The sequence below is a fragment of the Roseovarius spongiae genome (genome assembly GCF_003651245.1).
Taxonomy (GTDB): Bacteria; Pseudomonadota; Alphaproteobacteria; order Rhodobacterales; family Rhodobacteraceae; genus Roseovarius; species Roseovarius spongiae.
The window spans coordinates 500,663-522,623 of sequence record NZ_RAPE01000002.1 but is presented as its reverse complement, the minus strand read 5'-3'; the positions used below and the strand labels follow the sequence as shown (position 1 = coordinate 522,623).

Sequence of the window (21,961 nt, the reverse complement as noted above, 5' to 3'; positions counted from 1 at the left end):
GCCTATATGCAAGAGGGAAAGGAACCCGCCATGCCTCTTGGGAAATTCATCATGATCCTCGCCTGCGTCATCGCGGCGGCGGGGGCGACGATATGGAGCGCGACGCTCATTGTTCCGGCCGCCCCGGCCGCGCCGCTCGCCATCGCGCTGATCGGCTGCGCCGCCTTGCGACTCACTGTCTGGCGCGCCGGCAAGCGCCACTGAACAATGAACCACGGCAAGGCGGAGCAACGGCATGAAACAGAATGAACATCTTCCCAGCGACGCCACGCTGACCGAAGAGGGGCTCGCCCCCGTTGCGGCCCCGAGCGGTGACGCGGGCCGCATCCTGCTCATCGCCTGCGGCGCGCTGGCGCGCGAGATCCTCGCCTTGATCCGGGCCAACGGCTGGGACCACATGACGCTGACCTGCCTGCCGGCCAAGCTGCATCTCCACCCCGACCGGATCACAACCGCCGTGGAGCAAACCGTGCGCGAGAACGAGGGCCGCTTCGAGCGCATCTTCGTGGTCTACGCCGATTGCGGCACCGGCGGGCTGCTCAAGGCGAAATGCGACGAGCTGGGCGTCGAGATGGTCGCCGGCCCGCATTGCTACAGCTTCTTCGAGGGCAACGAAGCCTTCGCCGAGCTCGACGACGAGATCACCGCCTTCTACCTCACCGATTTTCTGGTCAAGCAGTTCGACGCCTTCGTCTGGAAACCGATGGGGCTCGACCGGCATCCCGAGCTGCTCGAAATGGTGTTCGGCAACTACACCAAGCTGGTCTACCAGGCCCAGAAGGAGGATCCCGCGCTCTACGCCAAGGCGCAGGAGTGCGCGGCGCGGCTCGGGCTCGACTTCGAGTACCGCTTCACCGGCTACGGCGACCTCGCCACCACGCTGGCGGCCCAGGCGCGCAAGACCGCGTCCCCCGGCTGAAATCACCCAGTTGCCGCGGCATGCCCCCTGCGCTGCGCCGCCTCAGCTTTCGGCGGCGGCGACGATGCGGATGCGTTCGATCATCGCGCGCAGCCCGTTGGAGCGTTGCGACGACAGGTGCTCGTTCAGGCTGAGCCGCGCCAGTTCCCCGCCCGCGTCCACGCGCGGCACCTCGGCCACCGGCAGACCGTTATAGAGCGCGCGCAGCACGGCGATCAGGCCGCGCACGATCATCGCGTCGCTGTCCCCCTCGAACGAGAACCGACCGCCGTTGATCCGCGGATGCAGCCAGACCTGGCTGGCGCAGCCGTCGACCTTGGTGGCGGGCACCTTCAGCGCCTCGTCAAGCGGCTCCATCGCGCGGCCCAGCTCGATCACGTGGCGATAGCGGTCTTCCCAATCCTCGAGAAACTCGAAATCCGCCACGATGTCGTCAAAGGCTGGCTGAGCCATGTCGCATCCCCTTGTTCCGGTTGCATGCGGCACAGGTAAGCGCATGATCCGAAAACGTCCACCCCGCCCCGCGCCCCGCCTTGCCCACGCCGCCGTGGCGGTCTAGTGTCGGCGCCAGGATTGCAAAGGCTGAGGACGGAACATGCGCCGCGCAACGACGACACTGCTGATTTCGTGCCTGTTGCTGAGCGCCTGCGGCGGCATTCGCGACTCGGCCTGGAACCCCGGCAACTGGTTCGGCAAGAGCCGCACGGAACGCCGGGTGCAGACCACCGCGCCGGACTCGGCCAACCCGCTCATCCCCGAAGAGCGCGCCAGCATCTTCCGCCGCAAGTCCGACGAGGAACTCTACGAGGGCACGCCGGTGCACACGATCACCGGCCTCACGATCGAACGCACCTCCGGCGGCGCCATCGTGCGCGCCAGCGGCGTGCCGCTGCGGCAGGGCGGCCATGACGTCCGCCTCAAGGCGCTCAACGACGGCGAGCCGGTCGAAGGCGTGCTGACCTACGTGATGGAGGCGGTGCAGACCACCAACCTTCCCCAGGGCACGCAACGCAGCCGCACGCTCAACGCGGGCCGCTTCATCACCGACCAGACGCTGACCAAGGTCAAGGCGATCCGCGTGCTCGGCGCCACCAATTCGCTCAGCAGCGCGCGGCGCTAGACCGGACCGGCGCCCGGGTCCGCCCCCACGGTTCTCGGCATGGACGCCGCCCCCGAAGGGCGCGCATGGATATCTGCGAGGCGACGCGCGCCGGATCGCGCCGCGCCAGCGCGGGGCGCACAGCCGCATTGCGGGCCATTCGTATTTGCGCTTTACTCGGCCCGAGGGTCGAACGACAGCACGCGACCAGAGGTCGGACATAGCACCCGACCAGAGGTCGGACATAGCCAAGGGGGGTCAACCGCAGCCATGCAATATCTCAAACCTCAATCCATCGAGGAGGCCGCCGACATCCTGTCGCGCAACGCGGGCAAGGCGCGCATTCTCGCCGGGGGTACCGACCTGCTGGTGCAGTTGAAATCCGGCATGATCGAACCCGAGATGATCGTCGACATCAAGCATCTCGACGGCATGCACGACATCACCGAGGAAGACGGCGGTTACCGCGTCGGCGCCGCCGTGCCGGGCATCAAGCTCGGGCAGCACGCGGGCGTGAAGGCGCTCTGGCCCGGCGTGGTCGAGGCGTGCGAGCTGATCGGCTCGACCCAGATACAGGGCCGCTGCACGATGGTGGGCAACCTCTGCAACGGCGGCCCCGCCGCCGACAGCGTGCCGGCGATGGTCGCCGCCGACGCGACCGTGCGGATCGCGGGGCCGAACGGCGCGCGCGATTGCGCCGTCTTCGACGTGCCCACCGGGCCGGGCAAGATTTCACTTGAGCCGGGCGAATTCGTCACCTCCGTCTTCCTGCCGGCCCGCCCTGCGCGCGCTTCGGACGCCTACCTGCGCTTCATCCCGCGCACCGAGATGGACATCGCGGTGGCCTCGGCCGGCGTCAGCCTCGAACTGGGCGAGGACGGAACCATCACGGCCGCGCGCGTGACCCTCGGCGCGGTCGGCCCCAAGGTCATGCTGGTCGAGAACGCCGCGCGGGCGATCATCGGCACGACGCTCGACGACGATGCCGCCGAGGCGCTCGCCGCCGCCTGCCGCGACGCCGCCTCCCCCATCGACGACAAGCGCGGAACGGTCGAATTCCGCACCCAGGTCGCGGGCGTGCTGGCCAAGCGCGCCGCGCGCATCGCAATGACACGCGCCGGAGAGAAATGATGAAGAACATCCACGTATCCACCACCGTCAACGGGGACGAGCTCGAATTCGTCTGCGCGCCGGGCGAGACGCTGCTCGATTCGCTGCGCGACCGGCTCGGGCTCAAGGGCGCAAAGGAAGGCTGCGGCACCGGCGATTGCGGCGCCTGCACCGTCGAGATGAACGGCGAGATCGTCTGCTCCTGCCTCGTGCTCGGGGCCGAGGCCGAGGGCGCGGATCTCAGAACCGTCGAGGGCATGGCCACGGGCGACAAGCTGCACGCGCTGCAACGCATCTTCATCGACGAGGCCGCGCTGCAATGCGGGATCTGCACCCCCGGCATCCTCGTCGCCGCGCAGACCCTGCTCGAACGCAACCCGGACCCGAGCGAGAGCGAAATCCGTTACTGGCTGGCGGGCAATCTCTGCCGCTGCACCGGCTATGACAAGATCGTCCGCGCCGTGCAGAGCGCGGCCGCAGAAATGAGAGGGGCGTGACATGAACTTCCCGGCGAAAACCAAGCGCGACTTCAAGGTCGTGGGCACCCGCGTGGCGCGCCCCGACGGGGTGGACAAGGTCACCGGCCGCGCGCTCTACGGCGCGGATTTCTCGGTCCCCGGCATGCTGGTCGGCCGCATCCTGCGCAGCCCGCACGCCCATGCGCGCATCCGCAACATCGACGCCTCCCGGGCAGAGGCGCTGGCGGGCGTGAAGGCGGTCGTGACCGCGGCCGATTTCGGCGTCCCCGAGGATGCGGCGCTGCGCGACATCCAGGACAACTGCATGGCGCGCGAAAAGGCGCTCTACCACGGCCACGCCGTCGCCGCCGTCGCGGCCAAGGACGCGGAGACGGCCAAGGCCGCGCTGAAACTGATCGAGGTCGATTACGAGGTGCTCCCGCATGTCACCGACGTGGACGCGGCGATGGCCGCGGACGCCCCCGTCGTGCAGGAAGGCCGCGCGGACGAAACCGTGCCCGAGGGCAGCGGCCCCAACGTGACGATGTATACCGAGTTCGGGCATGGCGACCTCGAGGCCGGCTTCGCCAAGGCCGACCTCGTGCTGGAGCGCAGCTTCAAGACCGAGGCGACGCATCAGGGCTATATCGAACCCCACGCCTGCCTCGCCACGCTGACCGGCGGGCGCGGCGAACTCTGGTGCACCACGCAGGGCCAGTATCTCGTGCGCGAACTCTGCGCCGGGATCCTCGGCATGGAGGCCAGCCAGCTGCGCGTGACCGCGTCCGAGATCGGCGGCGGCTTCGGCGGCAAGACGACCGTGTTCATCGAACCCGTCGCGCTGGCGCTTTCCCGCAAGTCGGGCCGCCCGGTCAAGATAGTGATGACCCGCTCGGAAATCTTCTGCGCCACCGGGCCGACGATCTCGTCCTCGATGGACGTGAAGATCGGCATAACCAGGGACGGGCGCATCACCGCGGGCGAGGCGACGCTGCGCTACCAGGGCGGCGCGTTTCCCTGCGAGACGGTGAGCATGGGCGCGCAGGCGGCCTTCGCCGCCTACGACCTCGAGGCGGTGCGCACGTATGGCTGGAACGCGCTTACCAACCGGCCCAAGGAAGCGGCCTACCGCGCGCCCGGCGCGCCGGTGTCGATCTACGCGGTCGAATCGGTGGTGGACGAGCTTTGCCAGGAATTCGGGCTCGACCCGCTCGAGATCCGTCTCAGGAACGCCGCGCGCGACGGGACCAAGGCGTCCTACGGGCCGACCTTCGACCAGATCGGCCTTGTCGCCACGCTCGAGGCGGCGAAGGCGCACCCGCATTACACCGCGCCTCTGGGGGAAAACCAGGGCCGCGGCCTCTCTTGCGGGTTCTGGTTCAACTTCGGCGGCAACACCTGCGTGTCGCTCAACCTCAACAACGACGGCACCGTCGGCATCACCGAGGGCAACCCCGATATCGGCGGCTCGCGCGCGTCGATCTCGATGATGGCCGCCGAGGAACTGGGCATCCCCTACGACAAGGTGCGCACCGTCATCACCGACACCAACAGCCTTGGCCATAACGACGTGACCGACGGCAGCCGCGTGACCTTCGCCGTCGGTCTCGCCACGATCGAGGCCGCGCGGGCGGCGATCAAGGTGATGTGCGCGCGCGTCGCCAAGATCTGGGGCATCGACGAGGAGGCGGTCGTCTGGGAAGACGGCCACGCCAAACCGTCAGGCCCGAACGCCGGCGACTTCGACCCCATGAGCATCGAGGAGATCGCCGCCATCGCCTCCGAGACCGGCGGCCCGATCGCCGGCCATCACGAGGTCAACGCCGAGGGCGCGGGCGTCAGTTTCGGCGTGCATCTCGCCGATGTCGAGGTCGACCCCGAGACCGGCGCCACCAAGGTCGTGCGCTACACGGTGTTCCAGGACGCGGGCAAGGCGGTGCATCCGGACTATGTCGAGGGGCAGATGCAGGGCGGATCGGTGCAGGGCATCGGTTGGGCGCTGAACGAGGAATATATCTATGACGAGGACGGCCGCCTGCAAAACGCGGGCTTCCTCGACTACCGGATACCGGTCGCCTCGGACCTGCCGATGATCGAGCCGGTGATCCTCGAGATCCCCAATCCCGGCCACCCCTACGGCGTGCGCGGCGTCGGCGAAACCTCGATCGTGCCGCCGCTCGCGGCGCTTTCCAACGCGGTCAGTCGCGCGGCGGGCATCCGGCTGCACGAACTGCCGATGTCGCCGCCCAAGATTCTCAAGGCGATGATGTCGAAAGGATAGCTCATGGTCGCCGTCACCCTCTGGGGCGCGCTGCGCGACCAGGCGGACGGGCAGGAGGTGGTCGAGGTCGAAGCCAGCAACTTCAAGGAGTTGCTGGACGCGCTCGAAGCCTCCCACCCGGGCCTGAAACCGCAGATCGAACGCGGCGTCTCCGTCGCCATCGACGGGCGCGTCTACCGCAATTCGTGGTTCACCGAGATCCGCCCCGACAGCGAGGTCGTGCTCATGCCCTACATGAAGGGCGGATGACCATCTTGGCGCGCAGTATGCACGCCCCCTGCCCCGCCCCTGCGCGTCGGGGCGAGGACGACCCCATCACGAGACCCTTGGCGGCAATGACCGCTTGGAGGCCTTTCACGACATTCGATAGCATGTCACCCGGCCGATAGGACTGGGGGACAACGAGATCAGGTCTTGTATGCCAAAACCATCAACATCATTGGCCGCTCCACCTCGTCGGCCAACTCCGGCATTACCGCGATCTGGTCCAGGGTCGGTGCAAACTCCTCGATCCGGCGCAGCGCGAAGCCCGCGCCGAGCAGGGTGTTGACCGTGGTCGCCAGCGTCCGGTGATGCTTCAATACACCCTCCGCGAACCAGTCGGTGCGGCGTTCGCCCTCCATCGAATAACCGTTGACGGGCCAGGTCTTGCGACCGTCCTCGTCCTTGATCCAATGCGGATGGGCCGCGGCCATGAAGATCGGGTGTTCTATGGTGAAGACCAGGTCTCCGCCGGGCGACAACGCGCGGTGGATCGCCCGCATCAGCCGCTCAAAATCCTGCACGTAGTGGAAGGTCAGTGCACTATAAACCAGATCGAACGCGGCTTCCGGCAGTTCGAGCGTGTCGAGATCGGCAATGCTATAGGCGATGGCGGCATCTTCTGTGTCGGCCCGTGCCCGGTTGATCATGTTCTCCGATAGATCGAGCCCCAGAACCGAGACCGCACCGTTCTCGCGGAACCAGCGGGACGCCCAACCGAAGCCGCAGCCCAGATCGGCCACGCGCTTGCCTGCTACGTCCGGCAGCATGGCGCGGATAGCGTGCCATTCCGGCGCACCGTCCAGCCCGTGCACCTGCCGGGGAAGCTGGCTGTAGCCAGTGAAGAATTCGGGGTTGTCGTAGATATTCTGCGCCATGCTCATCTCCAAATAAAAGGGAGGACGAGGCAAGTTTTCCTCACCAAAACACCTCGTCCAAAAGGGCGAGGCCGAGGCTGGCAATCGGCGTGTTCAGGTCGCGTGATCGTCATCCCGGCATCCCGCCAAGGGGATACCGGCTGACCGGGCGACTATGTGGATGTCCTTCTCAACCATGCGGGCGGTATTGACCGTAATGCAAGAAAAGTCAATTTGACCGCCACTCGAACGACCGCTTCGTCCGCACAGCCGACATCCAGGCCACGATGCGCCCGAATTTTCGTCACGAGTCTCATCTTCCCAAAGCGTCTCGTTCACGGTGCTCCACCAGGTGCAAGGGGTTGCGCCCCCCGCCGCGCCCCTTGCATTGGGGCGCGCGGATGGGGCACACCCGGATAGGAGCGGACGACGCAACGGCATGCTCGCCAGATACCAAAGCGAAATCCATCATATGGCGCAGACCGGAGGGACAGCGGCATGAAACTCATCAGGCATGGCGAACGCGGCGCCGAACGCCCCGGCATGGTCGCGCCCGACGGCACGCTGCGCTGCCTCGCGGACGTGATCGGCGATATCGACGGCGCGGCCCTCGCCCCTGCCGCGCTCGACGAATTGCGGGACATCGACCCCGCCACCCTGCCCCGCGTTCCAGACAATACCCGCCTCGGCGCTTGCGTCGGCCGCGTGGGCCAGCTGATCGGCATCGGCCTCAACTATTCAGATCACGCCGAGGAATCCGGCCTGCCAATCCCCACGGAACCCATCGTGTTCCTCAAGGCGACGACCTCCATCGCCGGCCCGCATGACGCCCTGATCCTGCCGCCCACCGCGCAGAAGACCGACTGGGAGGTCGAGCTCGCCTTCGTGGTCGGCACGCGCGCGCAACGCGTGTCCGAGGCGGACGCGATGAAGCACGTCGCGGGCTACTGCATCGTCAACGACGTCTCCGAACGCGCCTGGCAGGCCGAACGGCAGGGCCAGTGGACAAAGGGCAAGAGCCATGACGGCTTCGCCCCGATGGGGCCGTGGCTGGTGACGGCGGACGAGATCGCCGACCCGCACGCCCTGCACATGACATGCGACGTGAACGGCGACCGCCGCCAGGACGGCAGCACGGCCACGATGATCTTCGGCATCCCGGAACTCGTCAGCTACCTCAGCGCCTTCATGACGCTGGAACCCGGCGATGTCGTCACCACCGGCACGCCCCCCGGCGTCGGCATGGGAATGCGCCCGCAGGTCTGGCTGCGCGACGGCGACGTGATGCGCCTCGAGGTGGCCGGCCTCGGCCAGCAGGAAACCCGCGTCCGGGTTGACGCGGCATGAGCGGGCCCGCGCCCCCGCGCGATTTCGGCGCCTACGATTTCGTCATCGTCGGCGCCGGCTCGGCGGGCTGCGTGCTCGCCAATCGGCTGAGCGCCGATCCCACCAAGCGCGTGCTGCTGCTCGAGGCGGGCGGCAGCGACAACAAGCTCTGGGTGCATGTGCCGGTCGGCTATCTCTACGCCATCGGCAACCCCGCGCTCGACTGGTGCTACAACACCGAGGCCGAACCGGGGCTGAACGGGCGCACGCTGCGCTACCCGCGCGGCAAGGTGCTGGGCGGGTGTTCGTCGATCAACGGCATGATCTACATGCGCGGCCAGGCGCGCGATTACGACATCTGGCGGCAGATGGGCAATCCCGGCTGGGGCTGGGACGACGTGCTGCCCTATTTCAAACGTTCCGAGTCGCATTTCGGCGGCGCGGACGAGGCGCATGGCGGCGACGGCGAACTCCTGGTGCAGGAACAGCGCCTGCGCTGGCCGATCCTCGACGCGGTGGCCGAGGCGGCGGTTGAACTCGGCATCCCCGAGACCACCGATTTCAACCGGGGCGACAACGAGGGCGTCGGCTATTTCTCGGTCACGCAGAAGAACGGGCTGCGCTGGAACGCGCGCAAGGCGTTCCTGAACCCGGCGCGCAAGCGGCCCAACCTGCGCATCGTCACCGGCGCCGAGGTCGAGCGCATCACCTTTGACGGGCGCCGCGCCACCGGCGTGACCTTCCGCAAGGACGGCGCGCTGCGCCACGCGCGCGCGGAGGCGGAGTTGGTGATCTCGGCCGGGGCCATCGGCACGCCCAAGCTCTTGGAACTCTCGGGCGTCGGCCAGCCCGAGCGGCTGCGCGATCTCGGGGTCGATGTCGTCCATGACGCACCCGAGGTGGGCGAGAACCTCGCCGATCACCTCCAGATCCGCACCATCTTCCGCGTCACCGGCGCGCGCACGCTCAACGATCTCTACGCCAGTCCGCTGGGCAAGCTGCGCATCGCCGCGCAATACGCCCTGCGCCGCCGCGGCCCGCTGTCGATGGCGCCAAGCCAGCTTGGCATCTTTTCGCGCTCGGGGCCCGAGCACGACACACCCAACATCGAATACCACGTGCAGCCGCTCTCGCTCGACGCCTTTGGCGAGCCGCTGCACAGCTTCCCCGCGCTCACCGTGTCGGTCTGCAACCTTCGCCCCGAAAGCCGCGGAAGCTGCCACGCCGCCGCCCCCGATCCGGCCGCGGCCCCGCGCATCCGGCCCAACTACCTCGACGCGCCGGCCGACCGCCAGATCGCCGCCGACAGCATCCGCCACGCCCGCGCGCTCATGCAGACCGAGGCGATGCAGCCTTTCCAGCCGACCGAGGAAATGCCGGGCGCGACGCTCACCTCGGACGAAGACCTGGCCTGGTTGGCGGGGCAGATATCGACCACCATCTTTCATCCCGTCTCGACCGCGCGGATGGGCAGCGATCCCGGCGCGGTGGTCTCGCCCGAGCTTACGGTGAACGGGCTCTTCGGGATCTCTATCGCCGACGCCTCGGTCATGCCGGCGATTCCCTCGGGCAACACCCACGCGCCGGTCACGATGATCGCGGAGAAGGCCGCGGAGATGATCCTCGCCCGCGCGGCGGGGTAAGGACGCGGCGCGCGAGGCGCGGCCTTGCGCAAACGTCCTGCCGCACACGACGCCGTGATCGGCGCGGAACCTATTGCACCCTTTCGCATCCAATCCTGCAAGCGCCGGCAAGACGGCGCTGTTCACCCCCCAGGAACGGGCCGGCGCGCGCTTCAGGGCTGCGCCGGCCCTCAGAACCCGAAAGGAATCCGACGTGACACACGCCACCCGAACCCCCGCATTCCGTATTGTCGCACTCGCGCTCGCCGTCTCGCTGGCCGCGGCGATCCCCCCCGCCAGCGCCATGGACCGGGATCCCCTCAGCCCGGTTCCCAGCTGGATCAGCCAAGGCAGCTTCGATTCGATGGACGCCAACGCCATCTACGCCATCGACCACGCCCAGAAGCTCGGCAAACGCATCATCATCGAAGGCCACACGCCGAGCCAGAGCCGCGCGCTCGTCGACAAGGCGCTGACGACCGAGATCGTCGCCTCCCGCGCGAGCGCCTTCGAACAGCGCCCCTCCGAGCGGCTGAACCGGCATCCGGAGTCCCATGACCGGTAAGCGCAGCCCAGGCGTTCCATATCCATCAGCCCCCCGCCAGGCATTGGCGGGGGGCGTTCGTCGTTGACCGCCCGCTCCGGGTCAGGCCGGGGACGGGCGGTTTCGATCAGGCGCGATCAGTCATGGCCGGAGTGATCGCCCATGCCGCCATCGGCGCCATCGCGCGCCTCGACTTCGAATACGACGTCGACCTCGCCCGCCTCCTCGAAGACGAGCGTGGCGGGGACTTGCTCGCCAACCTCGAAGGGATTGTCGAGGCCCATGAACATCACATGCATGCCGCTCGGGGCCAGCGTCACGGTTTCGCCCGCCGGGATGTCGATCCCCTCGAGATGAACCATCCGCGCGACGCCGTCGCTTTCTTCGGTCGTGTGCAGCATCACCATCGGAAAGTCGGCGCGCACCTCGAGCAGCCGGTCGGGCGCCTCGCCCGTGTTGGTTACGCTCAGATAGCCGGCGCCGGACTTGGCGGTCTTTGGCGTCTCGAGCGCCACGGGATGATCGATCACCAGGTCGCCGAGCGTGTATTCATGGGCGCTGAGCGGGGCGGCGAGGACACAGGCGGCAAGCGCCGCGGCAAATTGCAGTTTCATGTGGTTTCTCCATATGGGTCGGGGCCGGACCCTGTCCGGCCGGGGATATTTCTTGAAAAGGGGTAAGGCTCAGGCCAGGGGTGGCGCGCGCACGGCGCGGCTCGGGTCGCGACGCGCGGCGCGACGCAGGGTCGGCTGGCGCGGGGCCGCGAGCCGCGCGGACACGGTCCCGAGCGCGCGCAGCCCGGCCGAACGCGCCGGCAACAGCGCAAGCCCCGCCATCACGCAGAGCGAACAGCCCCTCGCCGCCGCGCCTTCCGCGTCCCCCGCCGCACCACACAGGTCGGACGGCAGGCCTCCCGCCGCGACATAGGCGGCAAGGTCCGCATCGGGCAGCGGCGTCGTCACCCGGTGCGCGAACCCGCCCGCCGCGAAGGCAAGGCAAAGCGCGAAGATCGCGAACACGCGCATCGGACCGGAATGGAAGCGGGGCGACATGGCCGCGAGGATAGGCGCATCCCCCCGCAGCTTCAACGCCGATCGGCGCCGCCGGGCGCGACAGGGCGTCACGGCGATCCCTCTTCAAACGCGACGGCCGGCCACGGTGTCCCGCAGCCGGCCGCCCACCTTGATCCGCAGGACCGACGTCACCGCCGAAGAGCCGATGCACCCCGGAACGACGATCCTGCCGTCGGCCATCTCGGTGACATGAGAACCGCCGCCACGACACCGCTGCCGGTATTGATGCTGAAACCGGGCGCTTCATCGGGCATGAAAAATCTCCCTTACTCGAACATGGGCCGGGGCCGGCCCGGACACGGATGCCGCGCCGCGCGCGTGATCGCGGCCGCATGCAGTGATGGAACGGGGATGTTAACGGGGGTGGGCGCGACAGCCGCCAGGGCGACTGCCGCAATGCGATCCATGATCGCCTGGCTCCCGAGTCGCGCGGACACGACCAGAGACGCCACTAGTGGCACACTACTCAACAAATACTCACAAGACCGGCGAACCGGTCACGCCCCAAGTTCCGGGCCGCTTTGCCGCGGCTGATTTTTGTTTCCGGAAGGTCGTTCTGCCCTTCTCCTCCTGCTGACCGACGCCGCCAAATTCCGGGCCATCGGACGCGGGGATAATCAAACTCAATTTTAACGATTGGCCAACTACCATATGGTAGGAAACGCGCGCCGCGTCAGGAAAATGTTAACCTTGGTTGACGAAGCCTCCGGCGGACGGGAACCGCCCGTCCAGCCCCATCGCCAGCGCGACAAGCTGGTGCTGCGCGTTGGTGCCGGTCTTCTGGAACACGGTCTTGAGCCGCTGGCGCGCGGTGCCCTCCTTGATGCCCAGCGCCCTGGCCATGTCCTTGATCATCTCGCCCCGGCACAGCCCCAGCACGACGCGCACCTCCGAGGGCTGAAGCCCGAAATCGCGCGCCAGCAGCATGGCGATCTCCTCTTCCACCGGGTTGTGCTCGGACAGGGTCACGACCAGCACGTTGGCGCTCAGGAACAGGCGCAGCGGCTCGGGCACGCGCTCGATCACGGCGACCACCGAATGGGTCGGGGACTGGCGAACCACGTAGGGCAAGGGCCGAAAGGGCCGGTCGGGATGCGCGCGGCAAAGCTGCGTGAAATGGCCCGCCGTGCAGTCATCGGGAAAGCCGAACGCCGCGCCCGTCGCCCCGCAGCGCCCCAGCATGGCCTCCGCCACCGCGCTCTTGCGCACGATCCGTCCGGTCGAATCGAGCAGCACGACCCCCCTGTTGAGCGCGCCGAACGCCGCGAAGGCCGCGCTCCAGCGCGCGTCCACCTCCGCCGCGATGGCGGTCGCGGCCTCCTCCAGCGCCGCGGCGATGAGCGGCACGCGCTCCAACCGGGCCGCTGACGGCGAGGACACCCCGAGCGGCAGCTGCACGGACGCCATCCACTCTTCATCCATGACGTGAAACAGGATCCCGACGAACCCGCCGATCCCGTGGCGGCGCACGAGATCGCGGTAATAGGGCTCACGCGCCAGTTCCGCCGCCGGCCCGACATCGCTGTCGAGCACATAGCCCCGCTTGCGCCCCGCCGGCAGCCCCTGCTCGCGCAGGTCGCACTCGCACCAGCCTTCCGTCATGTACTGCCGAAGCGCCGGCCCGAGCGACGCCGACGCGCAGAGCGAGGGAAACCGCCGGGAGCGCGAAATCGGCAACAGCGCCGTCCCCAGCCCGTCGAACTCCGCCGCGAGCGCGTCGCATAGCGGCCGCCACGCCGCCACCTCGCGCCGCGCGCGATTGAAGGCCTCGGCGAGCCGCGGGGAAAGAGCAGGATGCGCCACCGGGGTTCCGGCTCCTATACAAACACCTTCGCGATGAAAATCGGGTATCGCGAACCTTGCCGCCACGTCGCGCGGCGCGGGATGGCGTCCGGGACCCACCCGCGCGATTTACCATAACCGGCGACCTCGCCATTTCAAGAAAAATGCGCCCGTACCGCCGCGCGCCTCTCATTGCCCCTGTTTTGCACAATAAGCGCGCGAGAATCGCCGCATTTGACCGCCAGGATAAACCCTACGGCAACACCCGCACTGTAATGAGGACCGCATGTACAGCCGCGCCATGACGATGCCCGAACCGCGCCACGCGCGCCTGTTCGAACTGATCCGCCAATCGCGCCGCGCCGAACGGACCGGCGCGCGTCGTCCCCCGCCCGCGCTCGACGCCGGCGACGCGCAGGCATTCATGCAGGACGCGCTGCGTTCGCTGCGCCCGTAACGGGCGTTTCGGCGGTGATCGACGGCGGATCGCGCGGATCAGCCGCGAAACCCCGTCGCGACCACGAATTTCTCGGAACTGTCGGACCGGCTGGCGGGCGGCTTCACGTTGGCGACCTTCTCGAACCGTTGCTTCAGGAGCTTCTGCAACTCGCCCTCGGCCCCTCCGGCCAGCACCTTGGAGACAAAGGCGCCGCCCTCCTCCAGCACGTCGAAGGCGAAATACGCCGCCGCCTCGCAGAGCGCGATGATGCGCAGATGGTCGGTCTGCTTGTGCCCCGAACTGGACGCGGCCATGTCCGACATGACCACGTCGGCCTTCCCGCCAAGCCATTCCTTGACGCGCTCGTCCGCGCCCTCCTCCATGAAGTCGAGCTGGTGCAGCTCCGCCCCCGCGATCGGCTCCATTTCCTGAAGGTCGACGCCGATGATGCGTCCCTGCGCCTTGCCGCCCTTCTCGCCCAGCGCGTTGATCCGCGGCACGGCCACCTGCACCCAGCCGCCCGGCGCCGCGCCAAGGTCCACCACCCGCGCGCCGGGCACGAGAAAGCGGAACCTGTCGTCAAGCTCCATGATCTTGAACGCCGCGCGCCCGCGATAGCCCTCGGCCTTGGCGCGCTTGACGTACGGGTCGTTCAACTGTCGCTGCAACCAGCGGGTCGAGGACGCGCGCCGCCCGCGCGCCGTCTTGACCTTGACCGTCAGGTCGCGTTGCCCGCGCCCCGAGGTGTTCCTGCCGTCCGGCCCCTTCGCCATCAGTCGTCCCCTTCCGTCAACACGCCGTCCGCCGTCATCTGCGCATAGAGCATCCCCTCGCGCAGCCCCCGGTCCGCGACCGACAGCCGGTCGGTCGGCCAGCAGCGCAGCAGCGCCTGAAGGATCGCGGCGCCCGGCATGATCAGCGCCTGCCGGTCCGTCCCGATCCGCGGATCGCGGCGGCGCCCCTCGGGGCCAAGCGTGAGGTAGGTGCGGATCACGCGGTCGATCTCGTCGCTGGTCATGCGCAGCCCGTCCACCCGGTTGCGGTCGTAGCGGCGCAGGCCCAGGTGGCTCGCCGCGACGGTGGTGACGGTGCCCGAGGTGCCGACGATCTGGAAACCCTCGCGCTTCTGTTCGCGCTTGTAGGGGGCGAACTCGGCCAGGTTCTCCTCGAAGAACCAGCTCATCAGCGCAAAGCGCGCGGCGTCGTCCTCCACGTCGCTGAACTGGTCGCGCAGCGTCGCCACGCCAAGCGGCACGCTGATCCAGTCCACCACCCGCGCGCGCGGGCCGTCGCCGCCGTTCTGCGGCTCGAACCCGCCATGCAGGCGCATGATGGCGCGGACGCGCTCCTCGGGGGGGATGCCGGTCAGGTCGATCCACACCAGCTCGGTCGAGCCGCCGCCGATATCCACCACCAGCAACTGGTCGGTTTTGCGGCTGACCAGCGGGGCGCAACTGACCACCGCGAGCTGCGCCTCTTCCAGCGGGGTGATGATGTCGAATTTCAGCCCCGTCTCGCGCTGCACGCGCGCCATGAAGCTGTCGCCGTTCTCGGCGCGTCGGCAGGCCTCGGTCGCGACCAGCCGCATTCCGGCGATCCTGTGCCGCCGCAACTTCTGCTGGCACACCCGCAGCGCCTGGATCGTGCGCCCGATCGAGGCGCGCGACAGCCGCCCCGTCCGCTCGAGCCCGGCGCCAAGCTGAACGGATTTGCTGAAGCTGTCCACGACTCTGAACTGATTGCCGCGCGGCTCGGCAATCAGCATCCTGCAGCTGTTGGTCCCCAGGTCGAGCGCCGCGTATCGCGGGCCGCGGGGAACCGGTTTCGGCGCGACGCTCTCTACCGGGTCCGGAAATGCGTCCGCACCGTTGGGACGCCTGGGCGCCATGTCACGCCCTCCATTACGAGTTGCCCCGAAGGTATGCCTTCACGGCCCCGCGCGCAAGTCGCGCGCGCATTCATCTTGATCATGAGAAGTTCTGAATCCCGCCCGCATGGCCATCGCGCCCGCGCGCGGTTAGGCTCATACCCGACCAACGCCGCAGGCGCAGGTCGCTTCGCGCGCGCGCTATGTCGAAATTGGGCGCTGCGTCGGGCGGGACGTGCTCTAGACAAGGGCGACGCAAGGGGAGATTCGAGGAATGGACGTCACCATCGTCTACTGGCGCGACATGCCCGCGCAGGTCATCGTCGGAAAAGGACGCCGCGGCGCCAAGCGCAAGCTGCCCGAGCGTTTCGAGCAGGCCATCGACCGCGCCGCGATGAAGGGCGGCGCGCGGGGCAGCGACGACTACCTCGCCGAGTGGCGCAAGGCCGCCCCCTACCAGGTTCCCGGCGACGACGCCGATGCCATCGCCGAGTCCGAGGCCGCGCGTCTCGACGCGGAATACGACACGGACCGCATCAAGATCCTGATCGCCAACGGCGGCTGGAACGAAGACCCTGACGCATGACCCCACGGGGTATTCTGGAGGCCGCCATGGCATTACTGAACTTCAAGAAACGCGAACAACCCGGCGCACCGCCGCCCGTCAACGCCGAGGTCGAGGCGCTGCTCGAGGGCTATTCGATCGAGGTCATGCCGCGCACCGCCGAGAAGGTCGAGGATTTCCGCGACCTGCTGCCCGACGGCACGCGCGTCTACATCGCCCATATCGAGGGCACCCCGATCGAGGACATGGTCGCCACCGCGCGCCGGCTCGCCCTTGCGGGGTATCCGGTCATGCCGCATTTCCCCGCGCGCATCATCAAGGACCGCGCCACGCTCGCCGACTGGATCGCCCGCTACCAGGGCGAGGCGGGCGTCGACCAGGCGCTCTGCCTTGCGGGCGGGGTGAGCGCGCCGCACGGCGAATTCGACAGCTCCATGCAGATGCTCGAGACGGGCGAATTCGACCGCGCCGGCTTCAAGCGCCTGCACGTCGCCGGCCACCCCGAGGGCAACCGCGACATCGACCCCGACGGCGGCTGGCTCAACGTCGACGCGGCGCTGCGCTGGAAGCAGGAATTCTCCATGCGCACCGACGCCGAGATGGCGATCGCCACGCAGTTCGCCTTCGAGGCCGGGCCGATCATCAAATGGGCCGACTCCCTGCGCGACGCGGGCATCACCCTGCCGATCCATATCGGCATCGCCGGCCCTGCGAAATTGCAGACCCTCATCAAGTTCGCCATCGCCTGCGGCGTCGGCCCCTCGCTCAAAGTGCTGCAGAAACGCGCGATGGACGTGACCAAGCTCCTGCTGCCCTACGAGCCGACCGAGGTGCTGACCGAATTGGCCGCGCACAAGGCGGCGCATCGCGACTTCAACGTGACCAACGTGCATTTCTTCCCGCTCGGCGGTATCAAGACGAACGCCGCCTGGGCGATCGAACACGGCGGCGCGGCGGGCAAACCCGCCAACGCAAGCTGAACACCGGAAATTCCGAAAGGCCCCCACATGACCCGAACCATCGTCGAGAGCAAAACCAAAACCGCCGTGATCGGATTCGACGAACCGTTCTGCGTCATCGGTGAGCGGATCAACCCCACCGGCCGCAAGAAGCTCGCCGCCGAACTCGAGGCCGGGGATTTCTCGACCGTGGAGTCCGACGCCGTGGCGCAGGCCGAGGCGGGGGCGACCGTACTCGATATCAACGCGGGCGTGGTCTACAACTCCAACCCCAACCCGAACGAAACCGAACCGCCCCTGATGACCCAGATGATCGAACTGGTGCAGGGCCTCGTCGATCTGCCGCTCTGCATCGACAGCTCCGTTCCCGCGGCGCTCGAGGCGGGGCTGAAGGCCGCGCATGGCCGCCCGCTCCTAAACTCCGTCACCGGCGAGGAGGAGCGGCTCGAATACGTGCTGCCGCTGGTCAAGAAATACAACGTCCCCGTGGTCGCGATCAGCAACGACGACACCGGCATTTCCGAAGACCCGGACGTGCGCTTCGCCGTCGCGCAGAAGATCGTCCGGCGCGCCGCCGACTTCGGCATCCCCGCGCATGACATCGTGGTCGACCCGCTGGTGATGCCGATCGGCGCGATGGCGACGGCGGGTCAGCAGGTCTTCACCCTGGTGCGCAAGCTGCGCGAGGAACTGGGCGTCAACACCACCTGCGGCGCGTCCAACATCAGCTTCGGCCTGCCCAACCGCCACGGCATCAACAACGCCTTCCTGCCGATGGCGATGGGCGCGGGCATGACCAGCGCGATCATGAACCCCATCGCCCTGCCGGTGAAACCCTCCGAGATCGAGGCCAAGAAGGCCGAGATCGCCGAGGCCGGGATCACGCTGCCCGACGACATGGACGACGAAACCTTCTGCCGGCTCTTCGGTCTCGGCTCCACCAAACCCCGCGCGGGCAAGGAGATGGAGGCGATTCACGCCGCCAACTTCCTCACCAACAACGACCCGCACGGAACCAACTGGATCCGCGTGAACAAGGTCGCCCCCAAGGCCGGCCACGAGGGGCGCGGCCGCGCCGGGCGCACCGGCGGACGCCGCCGCCGCTGAAACGCGAAAGCCCGGCGGCCTCAGACCGCCGGGCTTTCAATGTTCCGAAAACACCCGATAATCCGCCGCCACGGGCGCGGCGGGGCGGATCAGGCGTTGGCCTCGCGGATCTTCTCCGCCGCCGCCTTGTCGAAACTCACGCCGTTCTGCTCCAGCAGCGTGTCCAGCTCGCCCGACAGCGTCATCTCGGTGATGATGTCGCAGCCGCCGACGAATTCGCCCTTCACGTAAAGCTGCGGGATCGTCGGCCAATCGGAGTAATCCTTGATCCCCTGCCGGATGTCCTCGTCCGCCAGCACGTTCACGTCCGCGTACGCGACTCCCATGAAGTTCAGCACGCCGGCGACGCGGCTCGAGAACCCGCATTGCGGCATTTCCTTGGTGCCCTTCATGTAGAGCACCACGTCGTTTTCCTTCACGGTCTCGTCGATCCGGGTCTTCGCGTCAGTCATGTCGTTCATCCTTTGGCACAAAGTGTTTCGCGTATTCCTGCGGGTCGCGCGGCACGGTCCAGCGCGTCACATGGCCCCCGCCGACGCCCGACTGGTAGTCGGACTCGAGCACATGAACCCCCTTGCCCGGCTCGCTCCCCCGACTGCCGGGGGACTTGCGCTGCCCCAGCATGGCCAGCGCCGCGACCACCGTGGCGATGAGCGCGAGGATCAGGAGGATCCCCCAGTTCATCACTCCGGCGCCCGCGTCGTCAGCGCCAGCGCGTGCAACTCGCCGGCGGGACCGTCCATCTTGCCCTTGAGCGCGGCGTAGACGGCGCGCTGCTGCTGCACCCGGTTCTTGCCGCGAAAGCTTTCGTCGACCACATGGGCGGCGAAATGCGCCCCGTCGTCGCCCTGCACGGTGATCTCCGCATCGGGGAAACTTTCGCGGATCAATGCTTCTATGTCGCTGGCGAGAATGGCCATGTCCGCTCCTTCGTTCTTGGGCCATGATGTAGAGCGCCGCGGCCCCCGGCGCAAGGCGCGCGCCCCTGAAATCCCCGCTTGCGCGCCGCTGCGCGCGCCGCCAAAGTCCGGCGCATGATCCACGCGCAACCCGCCTCATGACCGGCCTGCCCAAATGGGGGATCGTCGCCACCATCAGGGCCGACGCGCGCGCGATCCTTGATTTCGCGGCGCATCACCTCGATCTCGGCGCGCACCGCCTGCACGTCTTCCTTGACGAGGACTGCCCGCAGGCGCGCGCCGCCCTTGAGGCGCATCCGCGCTGCCGGGTGACGCTGACCGACGCCGCGTTCTGGGCCGCCCGGCGCCGCCCCCGCCCGGACAAGCACCAGGCGCGCCAGACGATGAACGCCACCCGCGCCTATCGCCGCCGTCCCGGTGTGGACTGGCTCGCCCATATCGACGTGGACGAATTCCTGCTGCCCGAGGCGCCGCTCGCCCGACAGCTTGCGGCGCTGCCCGCCGCGGCGCCGACCGCGCGCATGCGCCCGGTCGAGGCGCTGGCCCCCCTGCCCGGCGACGATCCGGCGCAGACATGGTTCAAGGGCTGCGCGCCCGGCCAGAAGCTGCGCAACCGGCAGACGGCCGAGATCTACCCGACCTACGGCGCGCATCTCAACGGCGGATTTCTCAGTCACGTCGCCGGCAAGATCTTCGTACGCACGGGGATCGAGGGACTCAGCCTGCGCATCCACAACGCCTTTCTCGACGGCGCGCGGATCCCCAACGCGCATGAGTTGCCCCGCACCCTTCTGGCGCATTTCCACGCCCCCGACTGGCAGACCTGGCAGCGCGCCTATCGCTACCGGCTGCGCCACGGCTCCTACCGGGCCGGACTCAGGGGCGGCGGCGCCGAGGGCACGGCCATGAACACGCTGTTTTCGCTCATCGAGCGCGAGGGCGGCGAGGCTGCGCTGCGCGCCTTCTACGACGAGGTTTGCACCGCCTCGCCCGGTTTGCGCGCGCGCCTGGCGGCCAACGGTCTGCTGCACCGCGCCGCGCTCGACCTCGACGCCAAGCGCGCGCGCCACTTCCCCGATCACGCCGGCTGACGGGCGCACCGTGCCGAAAAGGCGACAATCCGCGCGTTTCCCGGTGGTTCATCCGTCGCGAAACCCGCTGTCGCATTGCCCTGCGGGTCATTTTGCGCTAGATCGCGGTCACGGGTCTTCTCACGTGGAAAATCACGAGGCTGCCGACGGCCTTGACCCGATCAGACGCGCGGGCCATGAAGTGTCCGTAAACCACGGATATACATGACAAAATTCACCGATCTCAACCTCGCCCCGAAGGTTCTCAAAGCCGTAGAAGAAGCCGGATACGAATCCCCTACGCCGATCCAGGAAGGGGCGATTCCCCCTGCGCTCGAGGGGCGCGACGTGCTGGGCATCGCCCAGACCGGCACCGGCAAGACCGCCGGGTTCGTTCTCCCGATGATTACCCGCCTGGCGCGCGGGCGCGCGCGGGCGCGGATGCCGCGCAGCCTCGTGCTCTGCCCGACCCGCGAACTCGCCGCCCAGGTGGCCGAGAATTTCGACACATATTCCAGGCATGTGAAGCTGACCAAGGCGCTGCTGATCGGCGGCGTGAGCTTCAAGGAACAGGACAAGCTGATCGACAAGGGCGTCGACGTGCTGATCGCCACGCCCGGCCGCCTGCTCGATCATTTCGAGCGCGGCAAGCTGCTTCTGACCGGCATCGAGATCATGGTCGTGGACGAGGCGGACAGGATGCTCGACATGGGGTTCATCCCCGATATCGAACGCATCTTCAGCCTCACGCCCTTCACCCGGCAAACGCTGTTCTTTTCCGCCACGATGGCCCCCGAGATCGAGCGCATCACCAACACCTTCCTGAGCGCCCCGGCGCGGATCGAGGTCGCCCGCCAGGCGACCGCGTCCGAGACGATCGAACAGGGCGTTGTGATGTTCAAGGGTTCGCGCCGCGACCGCGAGGCAAGCGAGAAACGCAAGCTCCTGCGCGCGCTGATCGACGCCGAAGGCGATCGCTGCACCAACGCCATCGTCTTCTGCAACCGCAAGGTCGATGTGGATATAGTCGCGAAATCGCTGAAGAAATACGGCTATGACGCGGCCCCCATCCACGGCGACCTCGACCAGAGCCAGCGCACCCGCACGCTCGACGGCTTCCGCGAGGGCAGCTTGCGTTTCCTCGTCGCCTCGGACGTGGCCGCGCGTGGGCTCGACGTGCCGGCGGTCAGCCATGTCTTCAACTTCGACGTCCCCGGCCATGCCGAGGATTACGTCCACCGCATCGGCCGCACCGGGCGCGCGGGGCGCGAAGGCAAGGCGATGATGATCTGCGTCCCCCGCGACGAGAAGAACCTCGAGGATATCGAGCGCCTGATTCAGAAGGACATCCCGCGCCTCGACAACCCGCTCGGCGCCGGCAAGCCCTCGGTCGCCGACGACAAACCGGCCGAGGCCGAGGACAAACCCGCCAAGCCGCGCCGCTCACGCAGCCGCCGCAAATCCGATGACGCCCCGCAAGGGACGGAAGAGGCGGCGGCCCCCCAGCCCACGCCCGAGGCGGAGCCCCCCGCCCCCGCGCAGGACGACGCGCCGAAATCGCGCAGCGGGCGCGGCGGGCGCGGCCGCGGGTCCGATCGCGACAAGAACGGCGGCAACAAGGTCGTCGGCATGGGCGATCACATGCCCCGCTTCATCGCGCTGAGCTTAGAGGACCGCCGCGCCGGCTGAGCGTCCCTGCAAT

General features: G+C 68.1%; 26 protein-coding genes. 16 read left to right on the top strand and 10 right to left on the bottom strand.

Going from position 1 to position 21,961, the window contains the following annotated elements:
* Positions 1 to 30 precede the first annotated feature (30 nt).
* Both D6850_RS19450 and D6850_RS09300 read left to right on the top strand, forming a co-directional pair.
* Positions 31 to 204 carry a hypothetical protein gene (locus D6850_RS19450; protein ID WP_166434030.1) on the top strand — a complete coding sequence of 58 codons (174 nt, stop codon included), beginning with the start codon at positions 31 to 33 and terminating at the stop codon, positions 202 to 204.
* A 31-nt stretch (positions 205 to 235) separates the two neighbouring features.
* A complete protein-coding gene (locus D6850_RS09300; RefSeq protein WP_121166119.1) occupies positions 236 to 919 on the top strand; it encodes a DUF1638 domain-containing protein in 684 nt (227 codons plus the stop codon).
* A 42-nt stretch (positions 920 to 961) separates the two neighbouring features.
* Here D6850_RS09300 and D6850_RS09295 read toward each other — a convergent pair whose 3' ends face one another.
* The gene (locus tag D6850_RS09295) at positions 962 to 1,372 is read right to left on the bottom strand and encodes a SufE family protein (protein WP_121166117.1); all 411 of its coding nucleotides are present in this window, start codon (positions 1,370 to 1,372) and stop codon (positions 962 to 964) included.
* Positions 1,373 to 1,514: 142 nt separating this feature from the next.
* On the opposite strand from D6850_RS09295, the gene D6850_RS09290 reads away from it, so the two are divergent.
* From D6850_RS09290 to D6850_RS09270, 5 genes are all read left to right on the top strand, one after another.
* Complete coding sequence (locus D6850_RS09290) at positions 1,515 to 2,039, top strand: hypothetical protein (RefSeq protein ID WP_121166115.1); 525 nt, start codon at positions 1,515 to 1,517, stop codon at positions 2,037 to 2,039.
* A 249-nt stretch (positions 2,040 to 2,288) separates the two neighbouring features.
* The gene (locus D6850_RS09285) at positions 2,289 to 3,149 is read left to right on the top strand and encodes an FAD binding domain-containing protein (RefSeq protein ID WP_121166113.1); all 861 of its coding nucleotides are present in this window, start codon (positions 2,289 to 2,291) and stop codon (positions 3,147 to 3,149) included.
* Positions 3,149 to 3,625 carry a (2Fe-2S)-binding protein gene (locus D6850_RS09280; RefSeq protein WP_121166111.1) on the top strand — a complete coding sequence of 159 codons (477 nt, stop codon included), beginning with the start codon at positions 3,149 to 3,151 and terminating at the stop codon, positions 3,623 to 3,625. Before D6850_RS09285 ends, D6850_RS09280 begins: the two co-directional genes overlap by 1 nt.
* A gap of 1 nt (position 3,626) precedes the next feature.
* Positions 3,627 to 5,867 carry a xanthine dehydrogenase family protein molybdopterin-binding subunit gene (locus D6850_RS09275; protein WP_121166109.1) on the top strand — a complete coding sequence of 747 codons (2,241 nt, stop codon included), beginning with the start codon at positions 3,627 to 3,629 and terminating at the stop codon, positions 5,865 to 5,867.
* A gap of 3 nt (positions 5,868 to 5,870) precedes the next feature.
* On the top strand, positions 5,871 to 6,116 hold the full coding sequence (locus tag D6850_RS09270) for a MoaD/ThiS family protein (RefSeq protein ID WP_121166107.1): 246 nt from the start codon (positions 5,871 to 5,873) through the stop codon (positions 6,114 to 6,116).
* Positions 6,117 to 6,274: 158 nt separating this feature from the next.
* Here the strand turns inward: D6850_RS09270 and D6850_RS09265 are convergent, their stop codons facing one another.
* Entirely contained in the window at positions 6,275 to 7,006 is a 732-nt protein-coding gene (locus tag D6850_RS09265; RefSeq protein ID WP_121166893.1) for a class I SAM-dependent methyltransferase, read from the bottom strand.
* Between the two features lie 477 nt (positions 7,007 to 7,483).
* Here D6850_RS09265 and D6850_RS09260 point away from each other — a divergent pair, with 477 nt between their 5' ends.
* The 3 genes from D6850_RS09260 to D6850_RS09250 all read left to right on the top strand — a co-directional run bounded on the left by D6850_RS09260 (position 7,484) and on the right by D6850_RS09250 (position 10,498).
* Entirely contained in the window at positions 7,484 to 8,332 is an 849-nt protein-coding gene (locus D6850_RS09260; RefSeq protein WP_121166105.1) for a fumarylacetoacetate hydrolase family protein, read from the top strand.
* A complete protein-coding gene (locus D6850_RS09255; protein ID WP_121166103.1) occupies positions 8,329 to 9,954 on the top strand; it encodes a GMC family oxidoreductase in 1,626 nt (541 codons plus the stop codon). The genes D6850_RS09260 and D6850_RS09255 overlap by 4 nt, the downstream gene beginning before the upstream one ends.
* A gap of 193 nt (positions 9,955 to 10,147) precedes the next feature.
* On the top strand, positions 10,148 to 10,498 hold the full coding sequence (locus D6850_RS09250; protein ID WP_147438883.1) for a hypothetical protein: 351 nt from the start codon (positions 10,148 to 10,150) through the stop codon (positions 10,496 to 10,498).
* Between the two features lie 116 nt (positions 10,499 to 10,614).
* On the opposite strand, the gene D6850_RS09245 is transcribed toward D6850_RS09250, so the two are convergent.
* The 3 genes from D6850_RS09245 to D6850_RS09235 form a co-directional block, all read right to left on the bottom strand.
* Positions 10,615 to 11,091 (bottom strand): copper chaperone PCu(A)C, encoded by a 477-nt coding sequence (locus tag D6850_RS09245; RefSeq protein ID WP_121166099.1) that lies wholly within the window; start codon positions 11,089 to 11,091, stop codon positions 10,615 to 10,617.
* A 69-nt stretch (positions 11,092 to 11,160) separates the two neighbouring features.
* Complete coding sequence (locus D6850_RS09240; protein WP_121166097.1) at positions 11,161 to 11,529, bottom strand: hypothetical protein; 369 nt, start codon at positions 11,527 to 11,529, stop codon at positions 11,161 to 11,163.
* Positions 11,530 to 12,234: 705 nt separating this feature from the next.
* Positions 12,235 to 13,353, bottom strand: a complete 1,119-nt coding sequence (locus tag D6850_RS09235; protein WP_121166095.1) for a helix-turn-helix transcriptional regulator — start codon at positions 13,351 to 13,353, stop codon at positions 12,235 to 12,237.
* 265 nt (positions 13,354 to 13,618) lie between these two features.
* On the opposite strand from D6850_RS09235, the gene D6850_RS19445 reads away from it, so the two are divergent.
* Entirely contained in the window at positions 13,619 to 13,789 is a 171-nt protein-coding gene (locus D6850_RS19445; protein WP_166434029.1) for a hypothetical protein, read from the top strand.
* A 38-nt stretch (positions 13,790 to 13,827) separates the two neighbouring features.
* Here D6850_RS19445 and D6850_RS09230 read toward each other — a convergent pair whose 3' ends face one another.
* Both D6850_RS09230 and D6850_RS09225 read right to left on the bottom strand, forming a co-directional pair.
* On the bottom strand, positions 13,828 to 14,544 hold the full coding sequence (locus D6850_RS09230; protein ID WP_121166093.1) for an RlmE family RNA methyltransferase: 717 nt from the start codon (positions 14,542 to 14,544) through the stop codon (positions 13,828 to 13,830).
* Positions 14,544 to 15,659 (bottom strand): Ppx/GppA phosphatase family protein, encoded by a 1,116-nt coding sequence (locus D6850_RS09225; protein WP_121166091.1) that lies wholly within the window; start codon positions 15,657 to 15,659, stop codon positions 14,544 to 14,546. Before D6850_RS09225 ends, D6850_RS09230 begins: the two co-directional genes overlap by 1 nt.
* A 253-nt stretch (positions 15,660 to 15,912) precedes the next feature.
* On the opposite strand from D6850_RS09225, the gene D6850_RS09220 reads away from it, so the two are divergent.
* Genes D6850_RS09220 through D6850_RS09210 form a run of 3 tightly spaced genes read left to right on the top strand, consistent with a single transcriptional unit; the run spans position 15,913 to position 18,269 of the window.
* Positions 15,913 to 16,224 (top strand): virulence factor, encoded by a 312-nt coding sequence (locus D6850_RS09220; protein ID WP_121166089.1) that lies wholly within the window; start codon positions 15,913 to 15,915, stop codon positions 16,222 to 16,224.
* A 26-nt stretch (positions 16,225 to 16,250) separates the two neighbouring features.
* On the top strand, positions 16,251 to 17,183 hold the full coding sequence (locus D6850_RS09215) for a methylenetetrahydrofolate reductase (protein WP_121166087.1): 933 nt from the start codon (positions 16,251 to 16,253) through the stop codon (positions 17,181 to 17,183).
* 27 nt (positions 17,184 to 17,210) lie between these two features.
* Positions 17,211 to 18,269, top strand: a complete 1,059-nt coding sequence (locus D6850_RS09210; protein ID WP_121166085.1) for a methyltetrahydrofolate cobalamin methyltransferase — start codon at positions 17,211 to 17,213, stop codon at positions 18,267 to 18,269.
* 89 nt (positions 18,270 to 18,358) lie between these two features.
* On the opposite strand, the gene grxD is transcribed toward D6850_RS09210, so the two are convergent.
* Genes grxD through D6850_RS09195 form a run of 3 tightly spaced genes read right to left on the bottom strand, consistent with a single transcriptional unit; the run spans position 18,359 to position 19,189 of the window.
* Positions 18,359 to 18,721, bottom strand: coding sequence for a Grx4 family monothiol glutaredoxin (gene grxD / locus D6850_RS09205; protein ID WP_121166891.1), 363 nt, complete (start codon positions 18,719 to 18,721; stop codon positions 18,359 to 18,361).
* Positions 18,714 to 18,953, bottom strand: coding sequence for a hypothetical protein (locus tag D6850_RS09200; protein WP_121166083.1), 240 nt, complete (start codon positions 18,951 to 18,953; stop codon positions 18,714 to 18,716). The genes grxD and D6850_RS09200 overlap by 8 nt, the downstream gene beginning before the upstream one ends.
* Positions 18,953 to 19,189: a BolA family protein gene (locus D6850_RS09195; RefSeq protein ID WP_121166081.1), complete on the bottom strand. Its 237-nt coding sequence runs from the start codon at positions 19,187 to 19,189 to the stop codon at positions 18,953 to 18,955. The genes D6850_RS09200 and D6850_RS09195 overlap by 1 nt, the downstream gene beginning before the upstream one ends.
* Before the next feature lie 137 nt (positions 19,190 to 19,326).
* On the opposite strand from D6850_RS09195, the gene D6850_RS09190 reads away from it, so the two are divergent.
* Positions 19,327 to 20,280, top strand: a complete 954-nt coding sequence (locus D6850_RS09190) for a glycosyltransferase family 2 protein (protein ID WP_121166079.1) — start codon at positions 19,327 to 19,329, stop codon at positions 20,278 to 20,280.
* A gap of 204 nt (positions 20,281 to 20,484) precedes the next feature.
* A complete protein-coding gene (locus D6850_RS09185) occupies positions 20,485 to 21,948 on the top strand; it encodes a DEAD/DEAH box helicase (RefSeq protein ID WP_121166077.1) in 1,464 nt (487 codons plus the stop codon).
* Positions 21,949 to 21,961: the final 13 nt, after the last annotated feature.